The sequence below is a fragment of the Psychrobacillus sp. 05T411 genome, assembly GCF_056396485.1.
This window is the reverse complement of record NZ_JBFTLO010000017.1, coordinates 39,810-64,949: the sequence shown is the minus strand read 5'-3', so window position 1 is coordinate 64,949 and position 25,140 is coordinate 39,810. Positions and strand designations below refer to the sequence as shown.

The following is a 25,140-nucleotide window of genomic DNA, read 5'->3' as shown; positions in this document are numbered from 1 at the left end:
ACTTGCATGTATTAGGCACGCCGCCAGCGTTCGTCCTGAGCCAGGATCAAACTCTCCATAATAGAGAACTTAAAAAGCTCATGTTGTTTTGCTGGCATCATCATTAAATGATGTCAAAATTGTTTTGCTATCAAGTTAACCGAAGCTAACCTTTCAAGCTATATTTCTTAACGTTTTGCATGTTCAGTTTTCAATGTTCATGTTGTTTAAGTTGTCGTTTTGTTTTGGCGACCTTTGTATCTTAACATCGTTTTAACATGAATGTCAACACTAAAACATAAAGTTTATTAAAATGATTTGAAAAGGTGTGTGTTACTTTGAAGAAAAAGCTAATGTTAGTTAGTTCATTCACATTATTAATCACCCTGTTATTCATCGTTCCAAGAAATTATCCCTCTATAGTACCCGTTTTTCAATTAACAGAAAAACCAACCGTAATTTCGAAAGGAACATACGGAAAAACAGTAACAATCGATTTGACGTTTGGAAAAGAAGAAATTGAAACCCTTTTGAAAGATTTAAAAGCACCTTATCCTCATTTCTTTATTAGTACCGAGTGGATGGAACGTTCTGAGCCCATTATAAAGATTATGCAAGAAAAACACATTCCGATTGGGCTACTGGGACAGAATGGTGCAATTTATATTGAGAATCCTGTTTTATTTCAAAAAGAAGTGGATCAATTCGAAAAAGTTATGGGCGAAAAACCACTTTGGTTTCGAACGAAGGATTATCAATTCCCGATAGAAGTGCAAGAAGCTGCTTGGCAGCAGGAGGTAAACTTACTTAGTTCGAGCAAGTATTGGAAGGAAGATGTTCCTGTACTTGCAAAAGGAGATATCCTTTCTGTACCACTTCACCAAGATGAACGGGTTGATATAAAACAACTTAGTAAACTTTTAAAATCTCAATCATTTTTATCTATAGAACAAAATATATTCAGTTTAAAAATGAACACAAAAACATTTCCTGAATAGAGAAGACATGCAAAAACTGCTCCTGCGCAGGCCCGTCACAAAAAAACTGCCATGACAATCATTTGTCATGGCAGTTTTCATTTACTTTGCTTTAGCAGCTGCGGTTTCTTTTCTTCGCTTTCTGCGAGCTTCCAATTTCAAGCGATCTTCATCTGATTTTGCATTGTATTTTGGTAAAGCTAATAATTGATATGCATTTACCGCAAGAATCGGGAATAATAATAACGTTACCCAACTATCTACATTATCTGCTCGTACCATTAAAACTGGTAACCATTCAAGTGTAGATACAACGACCATAAAGAATAACGCTGAAATAAGGGTATGCTTTTTAGTCATGTTTGCCTTTGTAATTGCAACAACGACAGCCGTAATGATTAATATCGCCAGTAAAATAACGTAAAGCCAAACCTGTCCAGTTGTTTCTGCATTTGGTCGGAATCGGAACATGATTAAATCAAAAATAACGAAAGCAACAATGAGTAACTGAACCCAATTCCAAAGCGTTAAAGTTCTAAAAATATTTACACCCATTTGATGAATCGTTAAGTAAGCGAAATATCCCATTTGCGCTATTACACTTACTGTAAAGCCCATAACAATCATAAATGCAAAGGCTGCAAAAAATTCTCCCCATTGCCCTGCTTCAAAATACTTTGCAAAAGCATCATCCCAACGTATAAATAAACCAAAAACACCTGTAATTATTCCTCCGATTAACATGGCATTTAGAAAAAATTTAAACCAATTTCGTATAGTCACAGCAAGATTTCCTCCAAAAGTACTTATTTATTCTTTATTTTAAATTGTAACAACCATCTGCTTAAAAATCTATTTCTTCCTAGTTACTATACATATTTCTGAAACAAATGTGAACAATAATTGAAAGGACGGTGACGAACATGAAGTATTTTGCACTTATTTTGTTGAGTATTGGACTTCTTGCGGGATGTAGTAGTTCTTCTGCTCCTCCTTCCTATGAAGAAAATAAAAAAATGCTCATAGATGCGTTACAAACAGAAGATGGAAAAAAGGCCATTCGAACACTTTTAGATGATCCCCAATTTAAAGAATTGCTCGTAATTGATCACGAGCAAGTAAAGAAATCCGTTGAAGAAACAATGTTATCGAAAAAAGCAGAAGAGTTTTGGAAGGAAGTTTATCAAGACCCCAAGTTTTCAGAGACTATGGCAAAAAGTATGGTGAAACAACAGGAAGAACTAATGAAAGCACTTATGAAGGACCCCACTTATTTACAAGACTTAGAAAGCTTTTTTGGCTCAGCTGAAATGAAAAAAGAATTAGGGAAAGTGCTACAATCCAGTGATATGCGTAAAGAGATGCAAAAGGTTGTAGAAGAAACAATTCAAAACCCCTTGTTACAAACGAAGTGGCAAAAACTAGTGGAAGAAGCTGGTTCGCAGAAAGAAAGTGGCGGTGGATCCAAAGGGGAATCGGACTCTTCTGATCAGAAGAAAGAAGATACACAAAAATAAGGCCGCTCCCTTAGTGGAAACGGCCTTTTCCTATGCTTTTTCGATTACCTTTTGTGCAATTTCCAAATAGATTTTCCCTGTTTCATGCGTTTCAGCGTATACAGAAGGTGCAAAATCGATGTCATTCCAATCTGGTTGTCCTAATGGAAGTTGACCAAGTAATTCAGTACGTAGTTCATCTGCAAGCTTCGGACCGCCACCTTTTCCGAATACAAACTCACGCTCTCCTGTAGACTTCGCTTCATACCAAGACATATTTTCAATAACCCCGAGTATTTCATGATCTGTTTGAAGTGCCATAGCACCTGCTCTTGCTGCAACGAAAGCCGCTGTTGGATGTGGGGTTGTTACAACAATTTCTTTAGATGCCGGTAACATTTGGTGAATGTCTAATGCAACGTCTCCAGTACCTGGTGGTAAATCTAATAGTAAATAATCTAATTCTCCCCACTCGACATCTTTGAAAAATTGATCTAACACTTTGCCGAGCATTGGTCCACGCCATACGACCGGTGTATTGTTTTCCACAAAGAATCCCATAGAGATAACTTTTACCCCTTTGCGTTCTACTGGAATGATGCGATCCTCTTTTATTTGAGGGATATCTTTTACTCCCATCATATCTGGTACACTAAATCCATAAATGTCTGCATCGACAAGCCCAACTCTTTTTCCTAGACGTGCAAGTGCTACAGCTAAGTTAACCGATACAGTAGATTTCCCTACTCCACCTTTACCAGAAGCGATAGAGATAATTTTCACTTTGCTGTTAGGGGAAAGAATACTTTGGCTGTCGCTCTCTTTTGCCTTTCCACGGAATTGCTCTAACACTTCTTTCGGTAATTCTTCAAAGCGGATACCTACTGTTGCTGCTCCTGCGTCTTTCAATACTTCAACCACTTTAGTTTGTAGTTGCATTTGTTCTGCTGAATTTATTTTGGCAATTGCGAGTTTCACACTGACATGATTTTTTTCTTCTTTTATGGATACTGTTGATATTCCCTTTGTTTCTTCTAAAGTTCTATGTAAAAATGGATCATTTAATTCGCCAAGTAAGGCACGAACTTGTTGCTCATTAATCATTTGTAGACACTCCCCTTTAGTTAACTATTCGCCATACAGTATACCATATACGAGTGTCTACATTCCTAAACATTAGCTCAGTAAATATTGTCTTCTACAAAACGAAGTACACCAGCTGAAATTGCATCGACCATTTGATTTTGGTATTTATCCGATTGCAGTAATTCTCGCTCTTCATTGTTACTGATAAAACCTGTTTCTACCAAAACTGCTGGTGCTTTTGCTTTTTTCAAAATATATACTTGTTTAATCGCTAGTGCTTCCCTTTCCGTATTGCCTATACTTTCTCTAATAGAACCTTGGATGGACTTAGCTAAAAGTTCTCCACCTTCGTGACCATCTGCATGATAAAATACCTGTGCACCACGCCATCTCTCTTCAGGAACCGCATTCACATGTAAACTAAGGACAATATCAGCTTCCGAGTTGTTCATAATTTCTTCCCGTAGGAGTAAGTCTGCTCGCTTTCTAGAACGAGTTGTCGGAAAGTCTCCGTCCGGATTATGCTCTGCAATTGCATCTCCTTCTTTTGTGCGGGTCATGACGACTGTCGCCCCTTGTGCTTTTAGCTTTTTCTCTAATTTTAATGACATAGCTAATGTAATATCACGTTCTACTACTTCCCCATGACTTGCACCGCCATCTATTCCCCCGTGCCCTGGGTCAATGACAATTTTCACGCCGCTTAACGGATCTGGTAGAAAAAAACCAGTATCACTTGCTTTCGTTCCGTAAATTACAGCAAGTAAAGATATTAAAAACAATACGAAGATGATTATCCACTTTTTCAGGTTCATCGCTCCTTTTTCACTCATTATACGTATGAGGGACAAAGAGTATGATAGCTTTAGTTAGTCATTTTTCGATTCGGTAAATTCCTTTTCTATCTCTTAAAACACAGCCGTTTTTCTTGAAAATTTGCACCATATGTTCGTTACCTTTGTCTGTACTTCCTACATAATAGGTAGCACCCATCTTTTTCATAAGTGAAAGCGTAGCTCTGTGCATTTTTGCACCAAATCCTTTTCCGCGCATGCTAGGAACTATACCAAAGTAGAACATTCTCCCTTCCTCTTTTGTCCCCATCTCAATATGAGCAATGCTTATCCCAACTAACTCGTTTTCATGAAAAAAGGAGTAACAATTACTTCTCCAATCTTCTCCTAACTCATTGGCTATCGAAACCATTACTTGATCGATCGGCTGAGGTATATTTTTATTGGAAGTTCCAGAGCGACACAATTCGTATGCATCAGCAAATTCTAAATCGGTCATTAACCCTTCTGCTAACGAATGAAATTTAAGATCACTTACCGATAAAACTTCCTCCTGTAATTGCTTCGTGTATTCCACAATGGAAGAAATCTTTTTAAATCCTTGTGCAAGTAGCCAACTTTCCAATGCTTCATCCATTAGTAAAGACAAATAACCTATTTGTTCCTCTTCATAAGCTTGCAAAATATTCATGAATGCTACTTTATAATCCTCTTCTGACTTTCCTTCTACCTTGACTTGATCGATTAACCAATATGCTTTTTCATTTTTGATTAGATTGAATAATTGCATGTATAGTCCTCCCTTTTTTCATTCTATTACTTATATAAAAAGATGGTATAGCAAGTAATGTAACACCACCAATAATCATAAATACAAGTGCTCCACTATTCAAACTGTCTAAAAGGACGCCTCCTACACTTGGTCCAGCAATTCTCCCGACCGATTTCACACCAGATAAAGCAAAATACGTTCCTTTTTCGTGATCCTCACACATATCATCTATATGTATATCTATCATGGTGAAAACTAGCACTTCCCCTGCTGTAAACACAACCATTGCCACTATTAATAAAACAATTTGTTCACTCTGTCCAAAATAGATGAGACCTACCGACAACAAGGCACTGCCTATTATGAGGGAAGAGGTCGTACTAATAATTTCCCCCAATTTATAAACAAAATATTGAATAATGATTACTGTAATAGCGTTCGTTGTAATCAACCATGCGAAATATTGGATCGCTAGCTCATAATTAAATTTTATACCTAAATACTGACTAAATGTCGAATCGAACTGGCTATACCCAAAGCTGATGAAAATCAATGCTAATATGAAAACACCAAATGCATGATCCTTCTTGAATACGTAGAAAGATTGAAAAATAGACGGTTTTTCCTTCTGTGCGGTTACTTGCTTCATTGGATATCTTTTGAAAATAATCGCAAAGGTCATAATATTTATGAAGAAAATAAAACCTACTACAAAAAACAGATTTTCCATACCAAATTGCTGAAAATACACAGATGTTAACGGTGCAATAGCCGCAGATATATTGATAAGGAAATACCGAATATTAAATATGAACCTTCTATTCTCCGGTTCCGTATAAAGACTTAACAGCACTCGATAAGTTGGCTCAACAACCGCTTGACTGGCACCAAGCAAAGCCGCAAACAATATAAATCCAAGATACTGATCAATAAAAGGAAAATATATATAACAACCTAGATAACCGATCAGCCCAGTTATGATCACTTTATCTTTGGGAAACCTATCAATATAAGGTCCTACCAAGAAACTTATGATTAAGTTAGCTAAAGCAAGCGTAGAAATAACTGTCCCTATTTGAACTGCCGAGTAGTGAAATTCATCTAACAAAAATAAGGTTAAGTAGGGTAAAACTAAAAAAGTTCCAAATCGTGCGATAAAAATACTAGCGAGAATTGTTGACGTCACCATATTAAATTTGTTTTTCATAAGATTCTTCTTCCCCCAAAAGGCTACCTGAGTGCACCATTTCGTATTTATCTATTTTATAAATATTTCACTAAATATACACCTCCCAAAACAGCGAAACAACCACTTTATATATTTAATGTTACAGGATTGTTACTGGTGCCTGGCACCAGTAACAATCCTGTAACATTCCTTTCAAACTTATATAAATCAACAAAAACTAAAAAAAGCACTCCCCGAGAAATCTCGAGAAGTGCTTTGAACTGATAATATAAGATTAACGTTTTGAGAACTGAGGTGCACGACGAGCGCCTTTAAGTCCTGGTTTTTTACGTTCTTTCATACGTGGGTCACGTGTTAAGAATCCTGCAGATTTTAATGCTGCACGGAAATCAGGGTCTACTGTAAGTAATGCACGTGCAATACCGTGACGGATTGCTCCTGCTTGACCTGTGAATCCACCGCCATTAACGTTTACGTGAACATCATAGCTACCTAAAGTTTGAGTAGTTACTAATGGTTGTTTAATAACTTCACGTAAAGTTTCGTATGGTACGTAATCTTCTACGTCACGTTTGTTGATAATAATTTTTCCTTCGCCCGGTACTAAACGTACGCGTGCTACTGAACTTTTACGGCGACCAGTGCCGATATATTGAACTTGTGCCAAGTGTATGTCCTCCTCTTAGTTATTATCCGCGAAGCTCATATGCTTCTGGTTGTTGTGCTGCGTGTGGATGCTCTGCTCCAGCGTAAACGTTTAGTTTAGTAAACATTTGACGTCCTAAAGAGTTTTTAGGAAGCATTCCTTTGATTGCTAATTCGATCATTCTCGTTGGGTACTTAGTACGCATTTCTAAAGCAGTACGTTGTTTAAGACCACCAGAGAATTGTGTGTGACGGTAGTAAATTTTATCATTTAACTTGTTCCCAGTTAAATGAATTTTTTCTGCGTTGATAATGATCACGTGATCACCTGTATCAACGTTTGGTGTGAATGTTGGTTTGTTTTTTCCACGTAAAATAGCTGCAACTTCTGAAGCTAGACGACCAAGAGTTTGGCCTTCAGCGTCTACTACTAACCATTTACGTTCTACTTCGTGACCTTTAGCCATGAATGTTGTACGCATGTATTTTGTCCTCCTAATTCAATCATAATCGATCTATAATTTTCTATATCCTCATACCAATAAGTTTCGGGGCTTATATTGTGGGGTTAATGAAAATACCATACATCATCTTAACCCGAATACTTCATTTAGTCAAGCGTTTTATGAAAAACACCTGGAAAGGTTGCTTCATTGCAAATACGCTACTTTTTCTAGGTACAAACCGTGTGCTGGCGCTGTTTTCCCAGCATTTTTTCGGCTGCAAGATTGCAAGATTTCAGGTAAGTCCTCTACACTTTTTTTTTCGATTCCAATTTCCCATAAAGTTCCTGCAATAATCCGAACCATATTATATAAAAATCCATTCCCGCTAATCTCCATATGCAGCTGATTCATCTCCATATTCACTTCCAAACGAATGGAATGGATTGTTCTGACAAAATCTTTCACACTCGTGTTAGATGCACAAAAACTTGAAAAGTCATGTGTTCCAAGCAAATGGACAGATGCCTCTTTCATCAGCTCAATATTCGGTTTATATCGTTCCACATGTACGCTATAATTGCGTTCAAATGGGCTATGCACTTCATTTAATGACCAAATATACCGATACGTTTTTCCAACCGCATCATATCTTGCATGAAAATCGTCCCGCACTTGTTCAACCGATAACACTCGAATATCCCCCGGAAGTTGTACATTTAGTGCCGTTTTCCAGCGATCCATCGGTATTGAAAGCGGACTATCATAATGGATCACTTGACCAGTTGCATGTACGCCAGCATCCGTCCTTCCACTAGCAACGACTTTCACAACTATTCCTTTATGCATCGTCTGCAATACTCGTTCTAACTCCAACTGGACGGTTCGTTTTCCAGGTTGCACTTGATAGCCTGAAAACGCACTACCATCATAGCTAATAATTGCACGTAGCCGCATGATACACCTCCAATTACGATCTAAAGTAGAAGAGAACAATCGCTAAAACTAGAAGAATAACAATAACTACCGTATCTTTTGTTGCCCATTCTAACTTACGATATCTCGTTCTTCCTTCTCCGCCTTTATAACCTCGTACTTCCATCGCAGTCGCCAAATCTTCGGCCCGTTTAAACGCGCTAACGAATAAAGGAATAAGCAGGGGAACAATGGCATTCATTCTTTCTTTCATACTACCACTTGTCATATCCGACCCTCTTGCCATTTGCGCTTTCATAATTTTATCCGTTTCATCCATCAATGTTGGGATAAACCTTAAGGAAATGGACATCATAAGCGCTAATTCATGCACAGGTAGCTTCCATTTCTTCAATGGGTTTAATAGTGTCTCTAATGCATCTGTAATCGAAATAGGGGTCGTAGTGAGCGTTAAAATAGACGTTAATATAACAAGGACAAAAAAGCGGATGGAGATGAATATCCCTTGTCGCAAACCTTCCTCATAAATCTTTATAAACTTCCACTCAAATATGACTGCACCTTCCCTTGTAAAGAATAAATGCAATAAGAACGTAAAAATGATTAAAATAACAACAGGTTTCAACCCATTAATTAAAAAATAAAGTCGAATTCTAGACATTCGAATGATTAAAAATGTAAACACAACTAAAATTGCATATGTAATCCAGTTATTCGCGATAAATACTATCGCAATAAACAAAAACACAAAAATCAATTTTGCACGCGCATCTAACCTATGGATAAACGAATCCCCTGGTATATATCGACCAAATATCATTTTTTCTAGCATTTTACTCACGCCCCTTCTTCAAAAAAAGCGCAAGTTCTTCTGCTAACATTTCTTCTGTTAAACAAAGAACAGGTAACCTTTTGCCCATCATTTGTTCCACCTTCTTTTGGAACTTGATGCTTTGGGGAAGTTCTAAGCGGTAATCCATCAAACGACTTTCATCAGCAAAAATGTCTTGCGGTGTTCCTGCTAAGACGCATCTACCATCATGCATAATGGCAATCCGATCGGCATATCGTGCGGCATCTTCCATACTATGTGTCACAAGTACTGTTGTTAACCCTTTTTCTTTGTGAAGTCGATAAAACAAATCCATTATTTCTTTTCTTCCTCTTGGGTCTAGTCCTGCTGTTGGCTCATCTAGTACCAATACTTCTGGATTCATCGCAAGCACTCCCGCAATTGCGACACGTCTCATTTGCCCTCCTGATAAATCGAAAGGCGACTTTTCTAATACTTCATCCGGTAAACCTAGTAATTTGACTAGTTCAATGGCACGATGTTTTGCTTCTGCTTCCGGTACACCAAAATTCATCGGTCCAAACATAATATCTTTCAACACTGTTTCATCAAATAATTGATGCTCTGGAAATTGAAATACAATCCCTACTTTTTGTCTTACTTTTCGGAGCTGCTTATTTTTCTTGTCTGCCTTCACTTCTACATCACCAATTGCAATTGTACCCTCCGTCGGTTTCAAAAGAGCATTCAAATGCTGTAAAACCGTCGACTTCCCTGACCCAGTATGGCCAATAATGGCTTGATAGGATCCAGAAGGAATATGTAAATCTACATCGAAAAGCGCTCTTTTTTCAAATGGCGTATTTTTCGCATAGGCGTAACTTACTTGTTGAAGTGTGATGTCCATAAATCATTCACCAATTCTTCTTCTGACATATGTTCTCCTACTAATTCAATTCCCTGTTCCATTAACAATCTAGAAACATTCATTGCAAACGGTAGATCTAATCCTACATCTACTAATGCTTGCCCACGCTGAAAGATCTCTTCGGGCGTTCCTTCTGCATACTTGTTCCCTTGATTCATCATAATGACCCGATCAGCGAGTAATGCTTCTTCTAAATCATGTGTAATGGATATAACGGTCAAGTCTGTCTCTGCTCTAAGCTGCCTTACCGTAGAAAGTACTTCTTCTCTACCTTGGGGGTCTAACATGGATGTCGCTTCGTCTAGTAAAAGTATTTTAGGTTGCAGGGCAATAGCTCCCGCAATGGCAACTCGTTGTTTTTGACCACCTGATAAATGATGGGGTTCACTATTCATAAAATCGCTCATCTTCACTTTTACCAACGATTGTTTCACGCGTTCTACCATTTCCTCAAAAGGGATCCCGTTATTTTCTAATGCAAATGCCACATCATCTTGTACGGTAGCCCCTACAAATTGGTTATCCGGATTTTGAAAAACCATTCCCATTTGAGAACGTGTATCCCATAAACTTTGTTCGGCAAGCGTCTCTCCAAAAACACGTACTTGTCCCGTCTGAGGAAATAGCAGACCATTCATTAATCGTGCAAGCGTCGATTTTCCAGATCCATTATGACCGACAATCGCCACCCATTCCCCTTCGTATATTGTATAAGATACATTATTTACCGCAGGTCGCACGCTTTCATCTTCTTCGGCATATGTAAAAGTTACTTCATGTAAAGAAATAATTTCGTGTTTCATCCTTTACCTCCTCTAGCTCATCTCAGCTACTCTAATTCTCTTTACACTATATTACGACAAATTAAAAAAGCGCGCACCTCATTTAGAGAAATGCGCTCTTCTATAACTTATTTCAAGATTGGCTGCTCAAGACCAATCCGAAAATGAGGTGCGTAGAGCTAGACAAGACGCTACTTTTCGATAGAAAAGTCCGCTCATCGTAACACTCTGCTTTTATAATGTCGTATAAATCTGTTTGAAAAAAGAAGAGGGAGGTCAGAAATACCAACATCCCTCTTCAACTTTTTAGAGTTTAACTTTCGCAAGTGTAAAAACACCTATCAAATTAAACTAACTCAATTACTACAACTGGTGCTCCGTCTCCGCGACGAGGTCCAACTTTCATAATACGAGTATAACCGCCTTGACGATCTGCATAACGTGGTGCTACATCATCAAACAACTTTTGCAATGCAAATACAGTTGTTTCATTGCCTTCTTCGTCAGTAGAAGTAGCTACTTCACGACGAATATAAGATGCAGCTAAACGACGTGCATGTAAATCTCCGCGTTTACCTAAAGTGATCATTTTTTCAACGACAGAACGTAATTCTTTCGCGCGCGCTTCAGTTGTTTGAATACGCTCGTTAATGATTAAGTCTGTAGTTAAGTCACGTAACATCGCTTTACGTTGAGAACTTGTACGTCCAAGTTTTCTGTAACCCATGGATGTTTCCCTCCTTTGGTGAATAGTTCAAATCTAGCTATATCAAAATTCGCTTAGTCTTCTTTACGTAATCCTAAGCCAAGCTCATCTAACTTCGCTCTTACTTCTTCTAAAGATTTACGTCCAAGGTTTCTTACTTTCATCATGTCATCTTCTGACTTGCTTGCAAGCTCAAGTACTGTATTAATACCAGCGCGTTTTAAGCAATTATAAGAACGAACAGAAAGATCAAGCTCTTCGATAGTCATCTCTAATACTTTTTCTTTTTGATCTTCTTCTTTTTCAACCATGATTTCAGCAGTTTGTGCCTCGTCAGTCATTCCTACGAAAATGTTCAAGTGCTCTGTTAAAATTTTTGCTCCAAGCGAAATCGCCTCTTTAGGACCGGTGCTGCCATCTGTCCACACATCAAGAGTTAATTTATCGTAATTGGACGATTGCCCAACACGAGTATTTTCCACTTGAAAATTAACGCGTGAAACTGGAGTATAAATAGAGTCGATCGGGATTACGCCGATAGGAAGATCCTCACGTTTGTTTTGATCAGCAGGAGTGTAGCCACGGCCTCGACCTGCGTACATACGCATACGGAAATGACCATTTTTGCCGATTGTTGCAATATAGAGTTCTGGATTTAATATCTCAACATCACTGTCATGTGTAATGTCAGCAGCTGTAATCGTTCCCTCTCCTTTTACATCAATCTCAATGACTTTTTCTTCATCAGAGTAGATTTTTAAAGCGAGCTTCTTCACATTCATGATAATAGATGCGACATCTTCCACTACGCCTTCAATAGTTGAAAACTCATGTAAAACGCCATCAATTTGAATAGAAGTTACTGCGGCTCCTGGTAAAGAAGACAGAAGGATACGACGTAAAGAATTACCCAAAGTATTTCCATAGCCACGTTCTAGCGGTTCTACAACAAATTTACCAAACTTGGTATTTTCGCTGATTTCTACACTTTCAATCTTTGGTTTTTCAATTTCGATCATTCCAATTTACCCTCCCTCAAAACATCGAATGTATAGGTTCTTTCCATCATGAATTCGATCGTTTAACTGGTTGCTTATTTTGAACAACCTCAGTCTGTACAATAAATGATGTTCTCAAACAATTTGAGTGTCACCTTTTACACGCGACGACGTTTTGGTGGACGGCAACCATTATGTGGTACTGGTGTTACGTCTTTGATAGCTGTAACTTCTAGACCTGCAGCTTGAAGTGCGCGGATAGCCGCTTCACGTCCAGCACCAGGACCTTTTACTGTTACTTCTAAAGTTTTAAGACCATGTTCCATAGACGTTTTTGCAGCAGTTTCTGCAGCCATTTGTGCAGCGAATGGAGTAGATTTACGAGAACCTCTGAATCCAAGAGCTCCAGCACTTGACCAAGAAAGTGCATTACCTTGCATGTCTGTGATAGTCACAATTGTGTTATTAAATGTTGAGCGAATGTGAGCAATACCGGATTCGATATTCTTTTTCACACGACGCTTACGTGTTTGTTGTTTACGTGCCATGTTAAGAAGAAACCTCCTTTACCGATTATTTTTTCTTGTTAGCTACTGTTTTACGTGGACCTTTACGAGTACGTGCATTGTTCTTCGTATTTTGTCCGCGTACAGGTAAGCCGCGACGGTGACGGATACCACGGAAAGATCCGATTTCCATCAAACGTTTAATGTTTAGTGATACTTCACGACGAAGGTCACCTTCTACTTTGTATACACCGATTTGTTCACGGATTTTGTTTAACTCGTCTTCTGTAAGATCACGAACTCGTGTCGATTCAGAAATACCAGCTCCAACTAGTACTTTTTGTGCAGTAGTTTTACCAATTCCGAAAATGTATGTTAATGCAATAACAACGCGTTTATCGCGTGGAATGTCAACACCAGCAATACGTGCCATATGTGTCGTGCACCTCCTTCTAATTATCCTTGTCTTTGTTTGTGTTTAGGATTTTCACAGATTACCATTACTTTACCGCGTCGGCGAATTACTTTACATTTTTCGCAGATCGGCTTCACAGATGGTCTCACTTTCATCTAACCCAACCTCCTTAGTAGTCCGGAGTGCAAAAGATTATTTAAAACGGTACGTGATACGACCGCGAGTTAAATCGTAAGGAGAAAGTTCAATTGTGACTTTATCTCCAGGTAAAATGCGGATAAAGTGCATACGAATTTTACCCGATACATGCGCAAGTATCGTATGACCGTTTTCTAATTCTACCTTAAACATCGCGTTTGGCAAAGTCTCAACAACTGTTCCTTCGACTTCAATTACATCATCTTTCGCCATCAACCCTGTCTCCCTTCTATATACAAATCAGGTTCTCATCACTACTCAAACGTAATTTGCTTTAGTATAGCCTCTAGTGGAACGAAACTATTCGTTTCAAGCATATGTTTGGAAATCATGAGAGATGTTCGAAAGACACTCGTAAGGTTTCGCTTTTGCAATCCACGGAGTAGACTGACTGGTAGAAACCCGTCTCCCTCATGTCAACATGTTCGTACGAATGTGTTGGATGAGTTCCATAGTACCCGTTCGTTACATAGATGCTTCCACGAAACCCATTATACCCTTTCAGAAGTCAAAATGCACGTGGACTAGGGGGCCCTCGTTATATATACATTTCTATTCATCCAGTTCGTATACCGGGCGCAATATGCTTTTGCAGCTCTCGAAAAAAACGTTTTCGTTCTTTATGCATAGTGCCCGGGTATTCAGTCGTCTGCGACAGGCACCGGGCTATTAGATGCGGTTGCCCTGTAACAGAGCATCTAGATCAGCAAATACTTTTGAAATATCTTGCTGTCCATCTATATTTGTTAAAACACCTTTGTTGTCATAAAAATCAAGCAAAGGTTGTGTTTGCTTCATATTTACTTCCAGACGGTTAGTTACCGTTTCCGGATTATCATCCGCACGTTGATAAAGCTCTCCACCATCTTTGTCACATACCCCATCAGTAGTAGGTGGGTTAAAGACTAAATGATAAGCAGTACCGCATACTTTACAAATACGTCGGCCAGTTAGACGTCTGATCAATTCATCTTGTTCTACTTGAATGTTAAGCACATGCTCAATTGACTTTCCAAGATCCGTAAGTAAAGCATCTAATGCTTCTGCTTGCGGTACAGTACGTGGAAAACCATCAAGTAGGAATCCTTTTTCACAGTCTGGTTTACTTAATCTATCGCGAACGATACCTATCGTTACTTCATCCGGTACTAATGCACCTTGATCCATAAACGATTTTGCTTTTAAACCAAGTTCCGTACCATCTTTAATAGCTGCACGAAACATATCGCCTGTAGAAATATGAGGGATTGCGTACTTCTCAACAATTTTATCTGCTTGTGTACCTTTACCAGCACCCGGCAGACCCATTAAAACGATATTCATACGAAAATACCCCCTCAGGACTATTTGTAGATTTTTAGGAACTTAGCCGTTCCTAAAAACCAATATTATTTCATAAAGCCTTTATAGTGACGTTTAACTAATTGTGATTCCAATTGCTTCATAGACTCCAATGCTACCCCAACCACGATAAGTAAGCTGGTACCACCAATTTGAGCTGTTTGCGGTAGACCTGCAAACTTAACAAATAGTAATGGCATTATTGCGATCAAAGCTAAGAAAATAGAACCGACAAAAGTTAATCGGTATAATACGCTAGTCAAATAATTTTGTGTGTTTATCCCTGGACGAATCCCCGGAATATACGCACCTTGCTTTTTCAAATTGTCCGCTACATTTTCTGGATTCACTTGAATGAATGCATAGAAGTAAGTAAAGGCAACAATTAAAGCAATATAAATAATCATACCAATAGGTTGAGTATAATCTAATGCTCGCGTTATGAACTCAGTCGTGCTGTTCTGTCCAAAAAACAAAACAAGTGATTGAGGTGCCATAAGAAAAGCAGAAGCAAAGATTACCGGAATTACTCCCGCAGCATTTACTTTTAAAGGCAAGTGCGTTTGTTGACCACCCGTTTGAGCGGTACCAGCAACACGTTTTGCGTATTGGATTGGAATTTTACGTAACGCTTGTTGAACGTATATAACTCCAACCGTAACAGCAATAATTGCCAATAATAATAATACGACAATAACAATATTGATAAATAGTGCTTCTCCAGCACCGTCGATAAATTGCGCATACACTTGGTTAACCGCATTTGGAATAGCAGCCACGATACCAGCGAAGATAATAATAGAAATACCATTACCTACACCTTTAGCAGTAATCTGTTCTCCCAACCACATTAAAAATGCAGTACCTCCAGTTAAAACAATTGCAATCACAACATAATTTAAGATGCCTTCTTCTTTTATTAAAGAACCACCGTACATACGGTTAAAGCCGTAAGACATAGCAATTGCTTGAATAAAAGCTAACACAATGGTGAAGTAACGTGTGAATTGAGCAAGTTTTCGTCTTCCAACTTCTCCTTGCTTAGCCCACTCCGTAAACTTCGGTACAACATCCATTTGTAACAATTGTACAATGATGGATGCTGTGATGTATGGCATGATGCCCATCGCTAAAATGGAGAAGTTGGCTAATGCTCCACCTCCAAATGTATTTAAGAAGCCAATCAAACCTAATTGATCGGTTTGCTTTAATACATTTGCATCAACGTATGGTACCGGTACGAATGTTCCGATACGAAATACGATCAACATCAATAAAGTAAAAATGATTTTATTTCGAATATCTCGCACACGCATAAAGTTGGAGATTGTCTGAAACATTAAACCACCTCAGTTTGTCCGCCAGCATTCTCGATTGCTTCTTTCGCTGACGCAGAAAATTTGTGAGCTTTAACAGATAATTTCTTGTCAAGAGTTCCATTACCTAGAATCTTAATACCAGATTTTTCACTGCTCACAACACCTGTTTCAATTAATAAAGCAGGTGTTATTTCTGTGCCTTCTTCGAAACGGTTTAATGTATCAAGGTTCACAATTGCAAATTCTTTACGATTAATGTTCGTGAATCCACGTTTTGGTAGACGACGGAACAATGGGTTTTGACCGCCCTCAAATCCTGGACGAACTCCACCGCCCGAACGAGAATTTTGACCTTTATGACCTCTACCTGCAGTTTTACCATTACCAGAACCGGTACCACGACCTACGCGGTTACGTGTAGAACGAGATCCTTCTGCTGGTTTTAACTCATGAAGTTTCATATGGTGGCACCTCCTTATTCTTAAAATAAACCTTAAATTTCTTTGACAGTTACTAAGTGAGCTACTTTGCCAACCATCCCGCGGATAGCAACATTGTCTTGGTGCTCTACTGTTTGATGCATTTTACGTAGTCCAAGGGCTTCAGCTGTTTTGCGTTGATTTGGTTTTGTACCAATCAAGCTTTTAGTAAGGGTGATTTCTAATTTAGTTGCCATTGTCAATTTCCCCCCTTATCCTAACAGTTCTTCTACTGATTTACCACGTAATTTAGCAACGTCCTCAGCACGTTTTAGTTCAGTTAAACCTTGGATTGTAGCACGAACCATGTTAATAGGTGTGTTAGATCCAAGTGATTTAGAAAGAATGTCTGTAATACCAGCTAATTCTAGAACCGCACGAACAGGTCCACCAGCGATAACACCTGTACCAGGTGCAGCAGGTTTAACTAGAACAGAGCCAGCTCCGAAGCGTCCAATAATTTGGTGAGGAGTAGTTCCTCCAACTCTTGGTACTTCTACTAAGTTTTTCTTTGCATCTTCAACTGCTTTACGGATTGCATCTGGAACCTCTTGAGCTTTACCAGTACCAAATCCAACATGTCCGTCTTTATCTCCTACTACTACTAATGCAGTAAATCGGAAACGACGTCCACCTTTTACAACTTTAGCAACACGGTTAATCGTTACTACGCGTTCTTCAAGTTCAAGTTTGTTTGGGTCAATACCACGCATGAAATATGTCCCTCCTTCTTCTTAAAATTCTAAGCCGTTTTCACGTGCAGCTTCAGCTAACGCTTTAACACGTCCATGATATAAGTAACCGCCACGGTCGAATACAACAGATTTGATGTTCTTTTCAACAGCGCGTTTTGCGATTGTTTCACCGATTAATGTAGCAGCTTCAAGATTTCCAGCTGTACCATTAAAGTCTTTATCCATAGTAGACGCACTTACGATTGTTACACCTTGTGAATCATCGATAAGTTGTGCGTAAATATGTTTATTAGAACGGAATACATTTAAACGAGGACGTTCAGTAGTACCCGTGATTTTTGTACGAACACGTGCATGACGTTTCTTACGAACTTGATTTTTGTCTTGTTTCGTAATCACAGTGGTCACTCCTTTCTAATGCGTAATGCATTATTTACCTGTTTTACCTTCTTTGCGGCGTACAACTTCGCCTTCATAACGAATACCTTTACCTTTGTAAGGCTCTGGTGGACGAACTTGACGAATGTTAGATGCTAAAGCACCAACACGTTCTTTGTTAATACCGCGAACGATAATTTTTGTATTAGAAGGAACTTCAACTACTACTCCGTCTTCAGGAGTGAATTCAACTGGATGAGAGTACCCTACGTTAAGTACAAGTTTAGTACCTTGTAGTTGTGCACGGTAACCAACCCCAACTAATTCAAGTCCACGTTCAAATCCTTGTGATACACCAGTAACCATATTTGCTAATAAAGCACGTGTAGTACCATGGATCGTACGGTGTTCTTTAGACTCTGAAGGACGTACTAATGTAATCACATTACCTTCTTGCTCAATTTTAATATCTTGGTTAAAAGAATTTGTTAATTCACCTTTTGGTCCTTTTACTACTACTGTATTGTCAGCGTTAACTGTCACAGTAACTTCTGCAGGAACCTCTATTGGTTTTTTACCTACTCGAGACATTTTGTTGCACCTCCATTCGTTTGTTGATTATTACCAAACGTAAGCTACGATTTCTCCGCCAACTTGTTTAGCGCGAGCTTCTTTATCTGTTAATAAACCATTTGAAGTAGAAACTAAAGCAATTCCTAAACCGTTAAGTACTTTAGGCACTTCGTTTGTTTTTGCGTAAACGCGTAGACCAGGTTTTGAAATACGTTTCAAACCAGTAATAACGCGCTCATCGTTTTGACCATATTTTAAGAAGATACGGATGATACCTTGTTTGCTATCTTCTACTAATTCTACATCACGCACGAAACCTTCGCGTTTTAAAATTTCAGCGATTTCCTTTTTCATGTTTGAAGCAGGAACTTCCAATTTCTCGTGACGAACCATGTTAGCATTACGAATGCGTGTAAGCATATCTGCAATTGGATCTGACATTGTCATTACATTTACCTCCTTCCCATTTATAGGGGTTTACCAGCTTGCTTTTTTAACGCCAGGAATTTGTCCTTTATATGCAAGTTCACGGAAACAAATACGGCAAAGCTTAAATTTACGTAATACGGAGTGCGGACGTCCACAACGCTCACAGCGTGTGTAGCCTTGCACTTGGAACTTTGGCGTACGTTGTTGTTTAACGATCATTGATTTTTTAGCCACGTTTTCGCCTCCCTTATTTTACTTTTGGAATGGCATACCGAATTGTGTTAATAACTCACGAGCTTCTTCGTCAGAGTTCGCAGTTGTTACAATTACGATGTCCATACCGCGTACTTTCGAAACTTTATCATAATCGATTTCAGGGAAAATTAATTGCTCTTTTACTCCTAGTGTGTAGTTACCGCGACCGTCAAATGCTTTTTTAGAAACACCACGGAAGTCACGTACACGTGGAAGAGAGATAGCAATTAGTTTATCCAAAAAGTCATACATACGCTCTCCACGTAATGTAACTTTTGCTCCGATTGGCATTCCTTCACGAAGACGGAAACCAGCGATCGATTTTTTAGCTTTCGTAACTACAGGTTTTTGACCTGAGATAATTTGTAATTCTTCAACAGCAGCGTCAAGTGCTTTTGTATTAGATACAGCATCACCCACACCCATGTTGATAACAATTTTATCAACTTTAGGTACTTGCATCACTGACTTATATTCAAACTTGCTCATAAGAGCAGGAGAAACTTCCTTAAGATATTTGTCTTTTAGGCGGTTCATGTGTGTACCTCCCTTCTTTTTACTTATTTAATGATTTCACCGGATTTTTTCGCAACACGAACTTTTTTGCCATCTTCTACTTTATAACCTACGCGAGTCGGCTCGCCAGTTTTAGGGTCGATTAACATAACATTCGATACGTGAATTGCAGCCTCTTGGCTTACAATTCCTCCTTGCGGATTAACTTGATTTGGCTTCATATGTTTTTTGATGATGTTTACACCTTCAACTAACACACGGTCTTTCTTAGGAAAAGAAGCTAGGATAACACCTGTTTTCCCTTTGTCTTTACCTGAGATTACCATTACTTTGTCGCCTTTTTTAACATGCATTCTGTCGCACCTCCTTGATTGGCACTTTCATGTAAATTAAAGAACTTCTGGAGCTAAAGATACGATTTTCATGAAGTTGCTGTCACGTAGTTCACGCGCAACAGGTCCGAAAATACGAGTTCCACGCGGCCCTTTATCGTCTTTGATAATAACACATGCGTTTTCATCAAATTTGATATAAGTACCGTCTTTACGGCGTACGCCGCTTTTTGTGCGAACGATTACAGCTTTAACGACGTCACCTTTCTTGACAACGCCACCTGGTGTTGCTTTCTTAACTGTACATACGACGATATCGCCGATATTAGCAGTCTTACGTCCAGTACCACCAAGTACTTTGATTGTTAAAACTTCACGTGCACCTGAGTTGTCAGCAACTTTCATACGAGTTTCTTGTTGGATCACTTAGGTAACCTCCCTTCGGAATGAATTAGTTCCGAAATTTATTATTAGATAATAACCGCTTTTTCTACAACTTCCAATAGGCGGAAACGTTTTGTAGCTGATAACGGACGAGTTTCCATAATGCGGACGATATCTCCGATTTGGGCTTCGTTTTGCTCATCATGAGTTTTGAATTTCTTCGAGTATTTAACACGTTTACCGTATAACTTATGTTTTTTATGAGTTTCAACTAAAACAGTGATTGTTTTATCCATTTTGTCTGAAACTACACGGCCTGTGTATACTTTGCGTTGATTACGCTCAGTCATGCCTGAAAACCTCCTTTATCAGTTGTTTGCACTGATTTCTCTTTCGCGTACCACAGTTTTCATACGCGCAATCGCTTTACGTACTTCACGAATGCGAGCTGTGTTTTCTAATTGACCAGTCGCCAATTGGAAGCGCAGGTTGAAAAGCTCTTCTTTCAGTGATTTTACCTTTTGTTCTATTTCTGCAGTAGTAAGTTCACGGATGTCATTAGCTTTCATTAGATTCACCACCAATTTCTTGACGTTTAACTATCTTACATTTCACAGGAAGCTTATGTGATGCTAAGCGTAGCGCTTCACGAGCTATCTCTTCAGATACACCAGCGATTTCAAACATAATTTTTCCTGGTTTTACTACAGCTACCCAACCTTCAGGAGCACCTTTACCGGAACCCATACGAACCTCAAGAGGTTTTTTCGTGTAAGGTTTATGCGGGAATATTTTAATCCAAACTTTACCGCCACGTTTCATGTAACGTGTCATTGCAATACGAGATGCTTCAATTTGACGGCTAGTAATCCAGCTTGCTTCAGTTGCTTGTAAACCAAATTCACCGAATGATACTTCTTTGCCGCCTTTCGCTTCACCACGCATTTTTCCGCGGTGTTCACGACGATATTTAACGCGTTTAGGCATTAACATATTATTTGCCTCCTTCCTCAGAGTTCTTCTTCACTGGAAGGACTTCCCCACGATAGATCCATACTTTAACGCCTAGCTTACCATAAGTAGTGTCAGCTTCAGCATGTGCATAATCAATGTCAGCACGTAATGTATGAAGTGGTACAGTTCCTTCACTATAGTGTTCAGCACGCGCGATGTCAGCGCCGCCAAGACGTCCAGATACTTGAGTTTTAATACCTTTAGCGCCAGCACGCATTGTGCGTTGAATTGCTTGTTTTTGAGCACGACGGAAAGATACGCGGCCTTCTAGTTGGCGTGCAATACTTTCTGCTACTAATTTAGCATCTAAGTCAGCTCTTTTAATTTCTACGATGTTGATGTGTACACGCTTGCCAGTAAGATCGTTTAAGTGTTTACGAAGTGCTTCAACTTCCGTACCACCTTTACCGATTACCATACCTGGTTTCGCAGTGTGAATTGTAATGTTAACACGTTTAGCTGCGCGTTCGATTTCTACTTTAGAAACAGATGCATCATTTAAACGAGTTTCAATGTATTTACGAATTTTCAAGTCTTCGTGAAGTAGAGTTGCATAGTCTTTACCAGCGTACCATTTTGACTCCCAGTCACGAATAATACCTACTCGTAATCCTATTGGATGTACTTTTTGACCCACGAATTATCCCTCCTTCTTCTCAGATACCACTACAGTGATGTGGCTAGTACGTTTGTTAATCGCACTTGCACGACCTTGTGCACGTGGACGGAAACGTTTTAATGTTGGACCTTCGTCAACAAAAATTTCAGAAACAACTAGGTTGTTAATATCTAAATCATAATTGTGCTCAGCGTTCGCAACTGCAGATTTTAATACTTTCTCAACAACAGGTGATGCTGTTTTTGGAGTAAGTTGTAAAATCGCAACTGCTTCACCAACTTGCTTTCCTCTGATTAAATCTACGACTAATCTTACTTTACGAGGAGCAATGCGCACCGTTTTAGCAATAGCTTTTGCTTGTGACATTTGAATGACCTCCTCTCAAATTAGCGTCTTGTTTTCTTATCATCTGCACCATGACTTTTATAAGCGCGTGTTGGTGCAAACTCGCCTAGTTTATGACCTACCATATCTTCAGTCACGTATACAGGGACATGTTTACGTCCATCATATACTGCGATTGTTAATCCGATAAAAGTAGGGAAAATTGTTGAACGGCGAGACCAAGTCTTAATCACTTGTTTTTTCTCAGAATCCTTTTGTGCATCGACCTTTTTAAGTAAATGATCGTCTGCGAAAGGTCCTTTTTTCAAGCTACGACCCATGCTGAATCCTCCCTTTCGTGATTACACCACGGTCCGTTCTTTGAACCGTAGTAAACCACATTATTTTTTACGACGACGAATGATAAGTTTGTCGGATTTGTTTTTCTTGCTACGAGTTTTGTATCCAAGAGTTGGTTTACCCCATGGAGACATAGGTGACTTACGACCGATTGGCGTACGTCCTTCACCACCACCGTGTGGGTGATCGTTAGGGTTCATTACAGATCCACGTACAGTTGGGCGTTTACCTAACCAACGAGAACGTCCTGCTTTACCAATGTTTACTAGTTCATGTTGTTCGTTTCCTACTTCACCGATAGTTGCACGGCAAACACCTAGGATTAAACGAACTTCACCAGATTGTAAACGTACGATTACGTATTTACCTTCTTTACCAAGTAATTGAGCAGATGTACCAGCAGAACGTACTAGCTGACCACCTTTACCAGGTTTCATTTCAATGTTATGGATTGTAGAACCCATTGGAATGTTTTCTAATGGAAGAGCGTTTCCTACTTTAATATCAGCTTCTGGACCTGACACAACTGTCATTCCAACTTCTAAGCCTTTAGGAGCTAGGATGTAACGTTTTTCCCCATCCACATAGTTAATCAATGCGATATTCGCAGTGCGGTTTGGATCATATTCAATAGTAGCTACACGGCCTTCAATACCATCTTTGTTTCGTTTGAAATCAATGATACGGTATTGACGTTTGTGTCCACCACCATGATGACGAACAGTAATTTTACCTTGATTGTTACGGCCGCCTTTACGCGTCACAGGAGCAAGAAGTGATTTCTCAGGTTTGTCTGTTGTGATTTCTGCGTAATCTAACGATGTCATGTTACGACGTCCGTTTGTCGTTGGTTTATACTTTCTAATCGCCATTGTATTCCCTCCTTCTTGAGTATTGATTTGTTTTTATAAGATTTAGATCTCGAATAATTCGATTTCTTTGCTATCTAGAGTTAATGTAACAATCGCTTTACGGCGTTTGTTTGTATATCCACCAAATTTACCTACACGTTTGAATTTCCCTTTGTAGTTCATGATGTTCACTTTTTCAACATCTACTCCAAAGATTTCTTCAACTGCATATTTAACTTGTGTTTTGTTAGCGCGAGTGTCCACTTCGAAAGTGTACTTTTTATCTGCCATTATTTCAGAAGAACGCTCGGTAATGACCGGACGTTTAATAATATCACGTGCTTCCATTATCCAAGCACCTCCTCAACTTTTTCTACTGCAGATTTAGTTAACACTAATTTTTCGTGTCCTACTAAATCTAATACGTTAATGCMTGTTGCAGACACAACTGTGATTCCAGGGATGTTACGTGCAGCTAATGCTACGTTTTCATCTAAATCAGCAGTTACGAATAACGCTTTTTTATCGATAGAAAGGTTAGATAACACTTTCACGAATTCTTTTGTTTTTGGTGCATCAAAAGCCAAACCTTCTAGTACTACGATGCTTTCTTCACGCGCTTTAGATGAAAGAGCTGAAAGAAGTGCTAGACGACGTACTTTTTTAGGTAATTTATAGCTATAGCTACGTGGAGTTGGACCGAATACAACACCACCGCCACGCCATTGTGGAGAGCGGATCGACCCTTGACGAGCACGACCTGTTCCTTTTTGACGCCATGGTTTACGTCCACCACCAGCTACTTCAGAACGGTTTTTCACTTTGTGATTACCTTGACGAAGTGAAGCGCGTTGAGCAATGATAGCTTCAAATAAAACAGCTTCGTTTGGTTCGATACCGAAAACTTTATCGTTTAACTCGATTTCACCAACAGAAGTTCCTGCTTGATTTAATAAAGATACTTTTGCCATTCCTGTTTCCTCCTTTCTTTAAGAGATTATTTCGATTTAATAGCAGCTTTTACAACTACTAATGATTTACGAGAACCAGGAACATTACCTTTTACAAGAAGTAGGTTGCGTTCAGCATCCACTCTTACGATGTGTAAGTTTTGGATTGTCACTACATGCCCACCCATTTGACCAGGTAATTTCTTTTGTTTAAATACACGGTTCGGAGCAACTGGCCCCATTGAACCTGGACGACGGTGGTAACGAGATCCATGGGCCATTGGTCCACGAGATTGTCCGTGGCGTTTAATAACACCTTGGAAACCTTTACCTTTAGTAACACCTGTTACATCAATTACATCGCCTTCTGCAAAACTTTCTACGTTGACTTCTTGACCAACTTCGTAATTAGCTGTTTCCAAGCCGCGGAATTCGCGGATGAAGCGCTTAGGAGCAGTGCTCGCTTTTGCTACGTGCCCTTTAGCAGGTTTGTTAGAAAGCTTTTCGCGCTTATCTTCAAATCCTAACTGAATTGCTTCGTAACCGTCTGTTTCAACTGTTTTCTTTTGAAGTACTACGTTTGGAGTAGCTTCAATTACAGTTACAGGGATTAAGTCACCGTTCTCAGCAAATACTTGCGTCATACCGATTTTTCTACCTAAGATTCCTTTGGTCATC

The 25,140-nt window shown here is 39.1% G+C and carries 41 protein-coding genes and 1 rRNA gene; 2 read left to right on the top strand and 40 right to left on the bottom strand.

Going from position 1 to position 25,140, the window contains the following annotated elements; all coding sequences use genetic code 11:
- Positions 1 to 62, bottom strand: a 16S ribosomal RNA gene (locus AC1DFT_RS14260); the annotation flags it as partial.
- Between the two features lie 255 nt (positions 63 to 317).
- Between AC1DFT_RS14260 and AC1DFT_RS14255 the strand changes: the two genes are divergently transcribed.
- Positions 318 to 977, top strand: coding sequence for a polysaccharide deacetylase family protein (locus tag AC1DFT_RS14255; RefSeq protein WP_478159398.1), 660 nt, complete (start codon positions 318 to 320; stop codon positions 975 to 977).
- Positions 978 to 1,058: 81 nt separating this feature from the next.
- Here the strand turns inward: AC1DFT_RS14255 and AC1DFT_RS14250 are convergent, their stop codons facing one another.
- Positions 1,059 to 1,739 carry a KinB-signaling pathway activation protein gene (locus AC1DFT_RS14250; RefSeq protein WP_478159397.1) on the bottom strand — a complete coding sequence of 227 codons (681 nt, stop codon included), beginning with the start codon at positions 1,737 to 1,739 and terminating at the stop codon, positions 1,059 to 1,061.
- Positions 1,740 to 1,879: 140 nt separating this feature from the next.
- On the opposite strand from AC1DFT_RS14250, the gene gerD reads away from it, so the two are divergent.
- The gene (gene gerD / locus AC1DFT_RS14245; RefSeq protein WP_478159396.1) at positions 1,880 to 2,473 is read left to right on the top strand and encodes a spore germination lipoprotein GerD; all 594 of its coding nucleotides are present in this window, start codon (positions 1,880 to 1,882) and stop codon (positions 2,471 to 2,473) included.
- A gap of 30 nt (positions 2,474 to 2,503) precedes the next feature.
- On the opposite strand, the gene AC1DFT_RS14240 is transcribed toward gerD, so the two are convergent.
- The 38 genes from AC1DFT_RS14240 to rplC form a co-directional block, all read right to left on the bottom strand.
- Complete coding sequence (locus AC1DFT_RS14240) at positions 2,504 to 3,556, bottom strand: Mrp/NBP35 family ATP-binding protein (RefSeq protein WP_478159395.1); 1,053 nt, start codon at positions 3,554 to 3,556, stop codon at positions 2,504 to 2,506.
- Positions 3,557 to 3,633: 77 nt separating this feature from the next.
- On the bottom strand, positions 3,634 to 4,347 hold the full coding sequence (locus AC1DFT_RS14235) for an N-acetylmuramoyl-L-alanine amidase (protein ID WP_478159400.1): 714 nt from the start codon (positions 4,345 to 4,347) through the stop codon (positions 3,634 to 3,636).
- A gap of 64 nt (positions 4,348 to 4,411) precedes the next feature.
- On the bottom strand, positions 4,412 to 5,122 hold the full coding sequence (locus AC1DFT_RS14230) for a GNAT family N-acetyltransferase (protein WP_478159394.1): 711 nt from the start codon (positions 5,120 to 5,122) through the stop codon (positions 4,412 to 4,414).
- The gene (locus tag AC1DFT_RS14225) at positions 5,094 to 6,311 is read right to left on the bottom strand and encodes an MFS transporter (RefSeq protein WP_478159393.1); all 1,218 of its coding nucleotides are present in this window, start codon (positions 6,309 to 6,311) and stop codon (positions 5,094 to 5,096) included. The genes AC1DFT_RS14230 and AC1DFT_RS14225 overlap by 29 nt, the downstream gene beginning before the upstream one ends.
- A gap of 256 nt (positions 6,312 to 6,567) precedes the next feature.
- Positions 6,568 to 6,960: a 30S ribosomal protein S9 gene (gene rpsI / locus AC1DFT_RS14220; protein WP_402825787.1), complete on the bottom strand. Its 393-nt coding sequence runs from the start codon at positions 6,958 to 6,960 to the stop codon at positions 6,568 to 6,570.
- 22 nt (positions 6,961 to 6,982) lie between these two features.
- A complete protein-coding gene (gene rplM / locus AC1DFT_RS14215; protein ID WP_478159392.1) occupies positions 6,983 to 7,420 on the bottom strand; it encodes a 50S ribosomal protein L13 in 438 nt (145 codons plus the stop codon).
- A 168-nt stretch (positions 7,421 to 7,588) separates the two neighbouring features.
- On the bottom strand, positions 7,589 to 8,341 hold the full coding sequence (gene truA, locus AC1DFT_RS14210; protein WP_478159399.1) for a tRNA pseudouridine(38-40) synthase TruA: 753 nt from the start codon (positions 8,339 to 8,341) through the stop codon (positions 7,589 to 7,591).
- 10 nt (positions 8,342 to 8,351) lie between these two features.
- The gene (locus AC1DFT_RS14205; RefSeq protein WP_478159391.1) at positions 8,352 to 9,149 is read right to left on the bottom strand and encodes an energy-coupling factor transporter transmembrane component T family protein; all 798 of its coding nucleotides are present in this window, start codon (positions 9,147 to 9,149) and stop codon (positions 8,352 to 8,354) included.
- Between the two features lies 1 nt (position 9,150).
- The gene (locus AC1DFT_RS14200; protein ID WP_478159390.1) at positions 9,151 to 10,017 is read right to left on the bottom strand and encodes an energy-coupling factor ABC transporter ATP-binding protein; all 867 of its coding nucleotides are present in this window, start codon (positions 10,015 to 10,017) and stop codon (positions 9,151 to 9,153) included.
- The gene (locus AC1DFT_RS14195) at positions 9,993 to 10,841 is read right to left on the bottom strand and encodes an energy-coupling factor ABC transporter ATP-binding protein (protein WP_478159389.1); all 849 of its coding nucleotides are present in this window, start codon (positions 10,839 to 10,841) and stop codon (positions 9,993 to 9,995) included. The genes AC1DFT_RS14200 and AC1DFT_RS14195 overlap by 25 nt, the downstream gene beginning before the upstream one ends.
- Positions 10,842 to 11,166: 325 nt before the next feature.
- On the bottom strand, positions 11,167 to 11,547 hold the full coding sequence (gene rplQ, locus AC1DFT_RS14190) for a 50S ribosomal protein L17 (protein ID WP_093274692.1): 381 nt from the start codon (positions 11,545 to 11,547) through the stop codon (positions 11,167 to 11,169).
- Positions 11,548 to 11,600: 53 nt separating this feature from the next.
- Positions 11,601 to 12,545 carry a DNA-directed RNA polymerase subunit alpha gene (locus tag AC1DFT_RS14185; RefSeq protein WP_093274697.1) on the bottom strand — a complete coding sequence of 315 codons (945 nt, stop codon included), beginning with the start codon at positions 12,543 to 12,545 and terminating at the stop codon, positions 11,601 to 11,603.
- A 137-nt stretch (positions 12,546 to 12,682) separates the two neighbouring features.
- The gene (gene rpsK / locus AC1DFT_RS14180) at positions 12,683 to 13,072 is read right to left on the bottom strand and encodes a 30S ribosomal protein S11 (protein ID WP_053591340.1); all 390 of its coding nucleotides are present in this window, start codon (positions 13,070 to 13,072) and stop codon (positions 12,683 to 12,685) included.
- A 25-nt stretch (positions 13,073 to 13,097) separates the two neighbouring features.
- Positions 13,098 to 13,463 carry a 30S ribosomal protein S13 gene (gene rpsM / locus AC1DFT_RS14175; protein WP_478159388.1) on the bottom strand — a complete coding sequence of 122 codons (366 nt, stop codon included), beginning with the start codon at positions 13,461 to 13,463 and terminating at the stop codon, positions 13,098 to 13,100.
- A gap of 23 nt (positions 13,464 to 13,486) precedes the next feature.
- A complete protein-coding gene (rpmJ, locus tag AC1DFT_RS14170; protein WP_003247619.1) occupies positions 13,487 to 13,600 on the bottom strand; it encodes a 50S ribosomal protein L36 in 114 nt (37 codons plus the stop codon).
- A 37-nt stretch (positions 13,601 to 13,637) separates the two neighbouring features.
- On the bottom strand, positions 13,638 to 13,856 hold the full coding sequence (gene infA, locus AC1DFT_RS14165) for a translation initiation factor IF-1 (RefSeq protein WP_016429904.1): 219 nt from the start codon (positions 13,854 to 13,856) through the stop codon (positions 13,638 to 13,640).
- Between the two features lie 456 nt (positions 13,857 to 14,312).
- Entirely contained in the window at positions 14,313 to 14,966 is a 654-nt protein-coding gene (locus AC1DFT_RS14160) for an adenylate kinase (RefSeq protein WP_478159387.1), read from the bottom strand.
- A gap of 65 nt (positions 14,967 to 15,031) precedes the next feature.
- The gene (gene secY / locus AC1DFT_RS14155; RefSeq protein WP_478159386.1) at positions 15,032 to 16,324 is read right to left on the bottom strand and encodes a preprotein translocase subunit SecY; all 1,293 of its coding nucleotides are present in this window, start codon (positions 16,322 to 16,324) and stop codon (positions 15,032 to 15,034) included.
- The gene (rplO, locus tag AC1DFT_RS14150) at positions 16,324 to 16,764 is read right to left on the bottom strand and encodes a 50S ribosomal protein L15 (protein WP_478159385.1); all 441 of its coding nucleotides are present in this window, start codon (positions 16,762 to 16,764) and stop codon (positions 16,324 to 16,326) included. Before rplO ends, secY begins: the two co-directional genes overlap by 1 nt.
- A gap of 32 nt (positions 16,765 to 16,796) precedes the next feature.
- Complete coding sequence (gene rpmD / locus AC1DFT_RS14145; RefSeq protein WP_093274716.1) at positions 16,797 to 16,979, bottom strand: 50S ribosomal protein L30; 183 nt, start codon at positions 16,977 to 16,979, stop codon at positions 16,797 to 16,799.
- Positions 16,980 to 16,994: 15 nt separating this feature from the next.
- Positions 16,995 to 17,495: a 30S ribosomal protein S5 gene (gene rpsE / locus AC1DFT_RS14140; protein ID WP_093274720.1), complete on the bottom strand. Its 501-nt coding sequence runs from the start codon at positions 17,493 to 17,495 to the stop codon at positions 16,995 to 16,997.
- Between the two features lie 21 nt (positions 17,496 to 17,516).
- A complete protein-coding gene (gene rplR / locus AC1DFT_RS14135; protein ID WP_093274725.1) occupies positions 17,517 to 17,876 on the bottom strand; it encodes a 50S ribosomal protein L18 in 360 nt (119 codons plus the stop codon).
- A gap of 30 nt (positions 17,877 to 17,906) precedes the next feature.
- A complete protein-coding gene (gene rplF / locus AC1DFT_RS14130) occupies positions 17,907 to 18,446 on the bottom strand; it encodes a 50S ribosomal protein L6 (RefSeq protein WP_478159384.1) in 540 nt (179 codons plus the stop codon).
- A gap of 30 nt (positions 18,447 to 18,476) precedes the next feature.
- Entirely contained in the window at positions 18,477 to 18,875 is a 399-nt protein-coding gene (gene rpsH / locus AC1DFT_RS14125; protein WP_142538198.1) for a 30S ribosomal protein S8, read from the bottom strand.
- A 30-nt stretch (positions 18,876 to 18,905) separates the two neighbouring features.
- Complete coding sequence (locus AC1DFT_RS14120; RefSeq protein ID WP_093274736.1) at positions 18,906 to 19,091, bottom strand: type Z 30S ribosomal protein S14; 186 nt, start codon at positions 19,089 to 19,091, stop codon at positions 18,906 to 18,908.
- A gap of 18 nt (positions 19,092 to 19,109) precedes the next feature.
- Positions 19,110 to 19,649, bottom strand: a complete 540-nt coding sequence (gene rplE / locus AC1DFT_RS14115; RefSeq protein ID WP_402825751.1) for a 50S ribosomal protein L5 — start codon at positions 19,647 to 19,649, stop codon at positions 19,110 to 19,112.
- A 23-nt stretch (positions 19,650 to 19,672) separates the two neighbouring features.
- Positions 19,673 to 19,981, bottom strand: a complete 309-nt coding sequence (gene rplX, locus AC1DFT_RS14110) for a 50S ribosomal protein L24 (protein WP_142605848.1) — start codon at positions 19,979 to 19,981, stop codon at positions 19,673 to 19,675.
- 36 nt (positions 19,982 to 20,017) lie between these two features.
- The gene (gene rplN / locus AC1DFT_RS14105; RefSeq protein WP_053591327.1) at positions 20,018 to 20,386 is read right to left on the bottom strand and encodes a 50S ribosomal protein L14; all 369 of its coding nucleotides are present in this window, start codon (positions 20,384 to 20,386) and stop codon (positions 20,018 to 20,020) included.
- Between the two features lie 44 nt (positions 20,387 to 20,430).
- Positions 20,431 to 20,694, bottom strand: a complete 264-nt coding sequence (rpsQ, locus tag AC1DFT_RS14100; protein WP_478159383.1) for a 30S ribosomal protein S17 — start codon at positions 20,692 to 20,694, stop codon at positions 20,431 to 20,433.
- Between the two features lie 18 nt (positions 20,695 to 20,712).
- A complete protein-coding gene (gene rpmC / locus AC1DFT_RS14095; RefSeq protein WP_090567840.1) occupies positions 20,713 to 20,913 on the bottom strand; it encodes a 50S ribosomal protein L29 in 201 nt (66 codons plus the stop codon).
- The gene (rplP, locus tag AC1DFT_RS14090; protein ID WP_478159382.1) at positions 20,903 to 21,337 is read right to left on the bottom strand and encodes a 50S ribosomal protein L16; all 435 of its coding nucleotides are present in this window, start codon (positions 21,335 to 21,337) and stop codon (positions 20,903 to 20,905) included. Before rplP ends, rpmC begins: the two co-directional genes overlap by 11 nt.
- Position 21,338: 1 nt before the next feature.
- Positions 21,339 to 21,995: a 30S ribosomal protein S3 gene (gene rpsC, locus AC1DFT_RS14085; protein ID WP_402825738.1), complete on the bottom strand. Its 657-nt coding sequence runs from the start codon at positions 21,993 to 21,995 to the stop codon at positions 21,339 to 21,341.
- A gap of 3 nt (positions 21,996 to 21,998) precedes the next feature.
- Positions 21,999 to 22,343, bottom strand: coding sequence for a 50S ribosomal protein L22 (gene rplV, locus AC1DFT_RS14080; RefSeq protein ID WP_093274750.1), 345 nt, complete (start codon positions 22,341 to 22,343; stop codon positions 21,999 to 22,001).
- Between the two features lie 20 nt (positions 22,344 to 22,363).
- Complete coding sequence (gene rpsS, locus AC1DFT_RS14075; protein ID WP_090567829.1) at positions 22,364 to 22,642, bottom strand: 30S ribosomal protein S19; 279 nt, start codon at positions 22,640 to 22,642, stop codon at positions 22,364 to 22,366.
- Positions 22,643 to 22,702: 60 nt separating this feature from the next.
- Entirely contained in the window at positions 22,703 to 23,533 is an 831-nt protein-coding gene (rplB, locus tag AC1DFT_RS14070) for a 50S ribosomal protein L2 (protein ID WP_402825733.1), read from the bottom strand.
- 42 nt (positions 23,534 to 23,575) lie between these two features.
- Positions 23,576 to 23,860, bottom strand: coding sequence for a 50S ribosomal protein L23 (rplW, locus tag AC1DFT_RS14065; protein WP_142538192.1), 285 nt, complete (start codon positions 23,858 to 23,860; stop codon positions 23,576 to 23,578).
- Positions 23,860 to 24,483 carry a 50S ribosomal protein L4 gene (gene rplD, locus AC1DFT_RS14060; protein WP_478159381.1) on the bottom strand — a complete coding sequence of 208 codons (624 nt, stop codon included), beginning with the start codon at positions 24,481 to 24,483 and terminating at the stop codon, positions 23,860 to 23,862. Before rplD ends, rplW begins: the two co-directional genes overlap by 1 nt.
- A gap of 26 nt (positions 24,484 to 24,509) precedes the next feature.
- Positions 24,510 to 25,139: a 50S ribosomal protein L3 gene (gene rplC, locus AC1DFT_RS14055; RefSeq protein ID WP_478159380.1), complete on the bottom strand. Its 630-nt coding sequence runs from the start codon at positions 25,137 to 25,139 to the stop codon at positions 24,510 to 24,512.
- Position 25,140 lies beyond the last annotated feature (1 nt).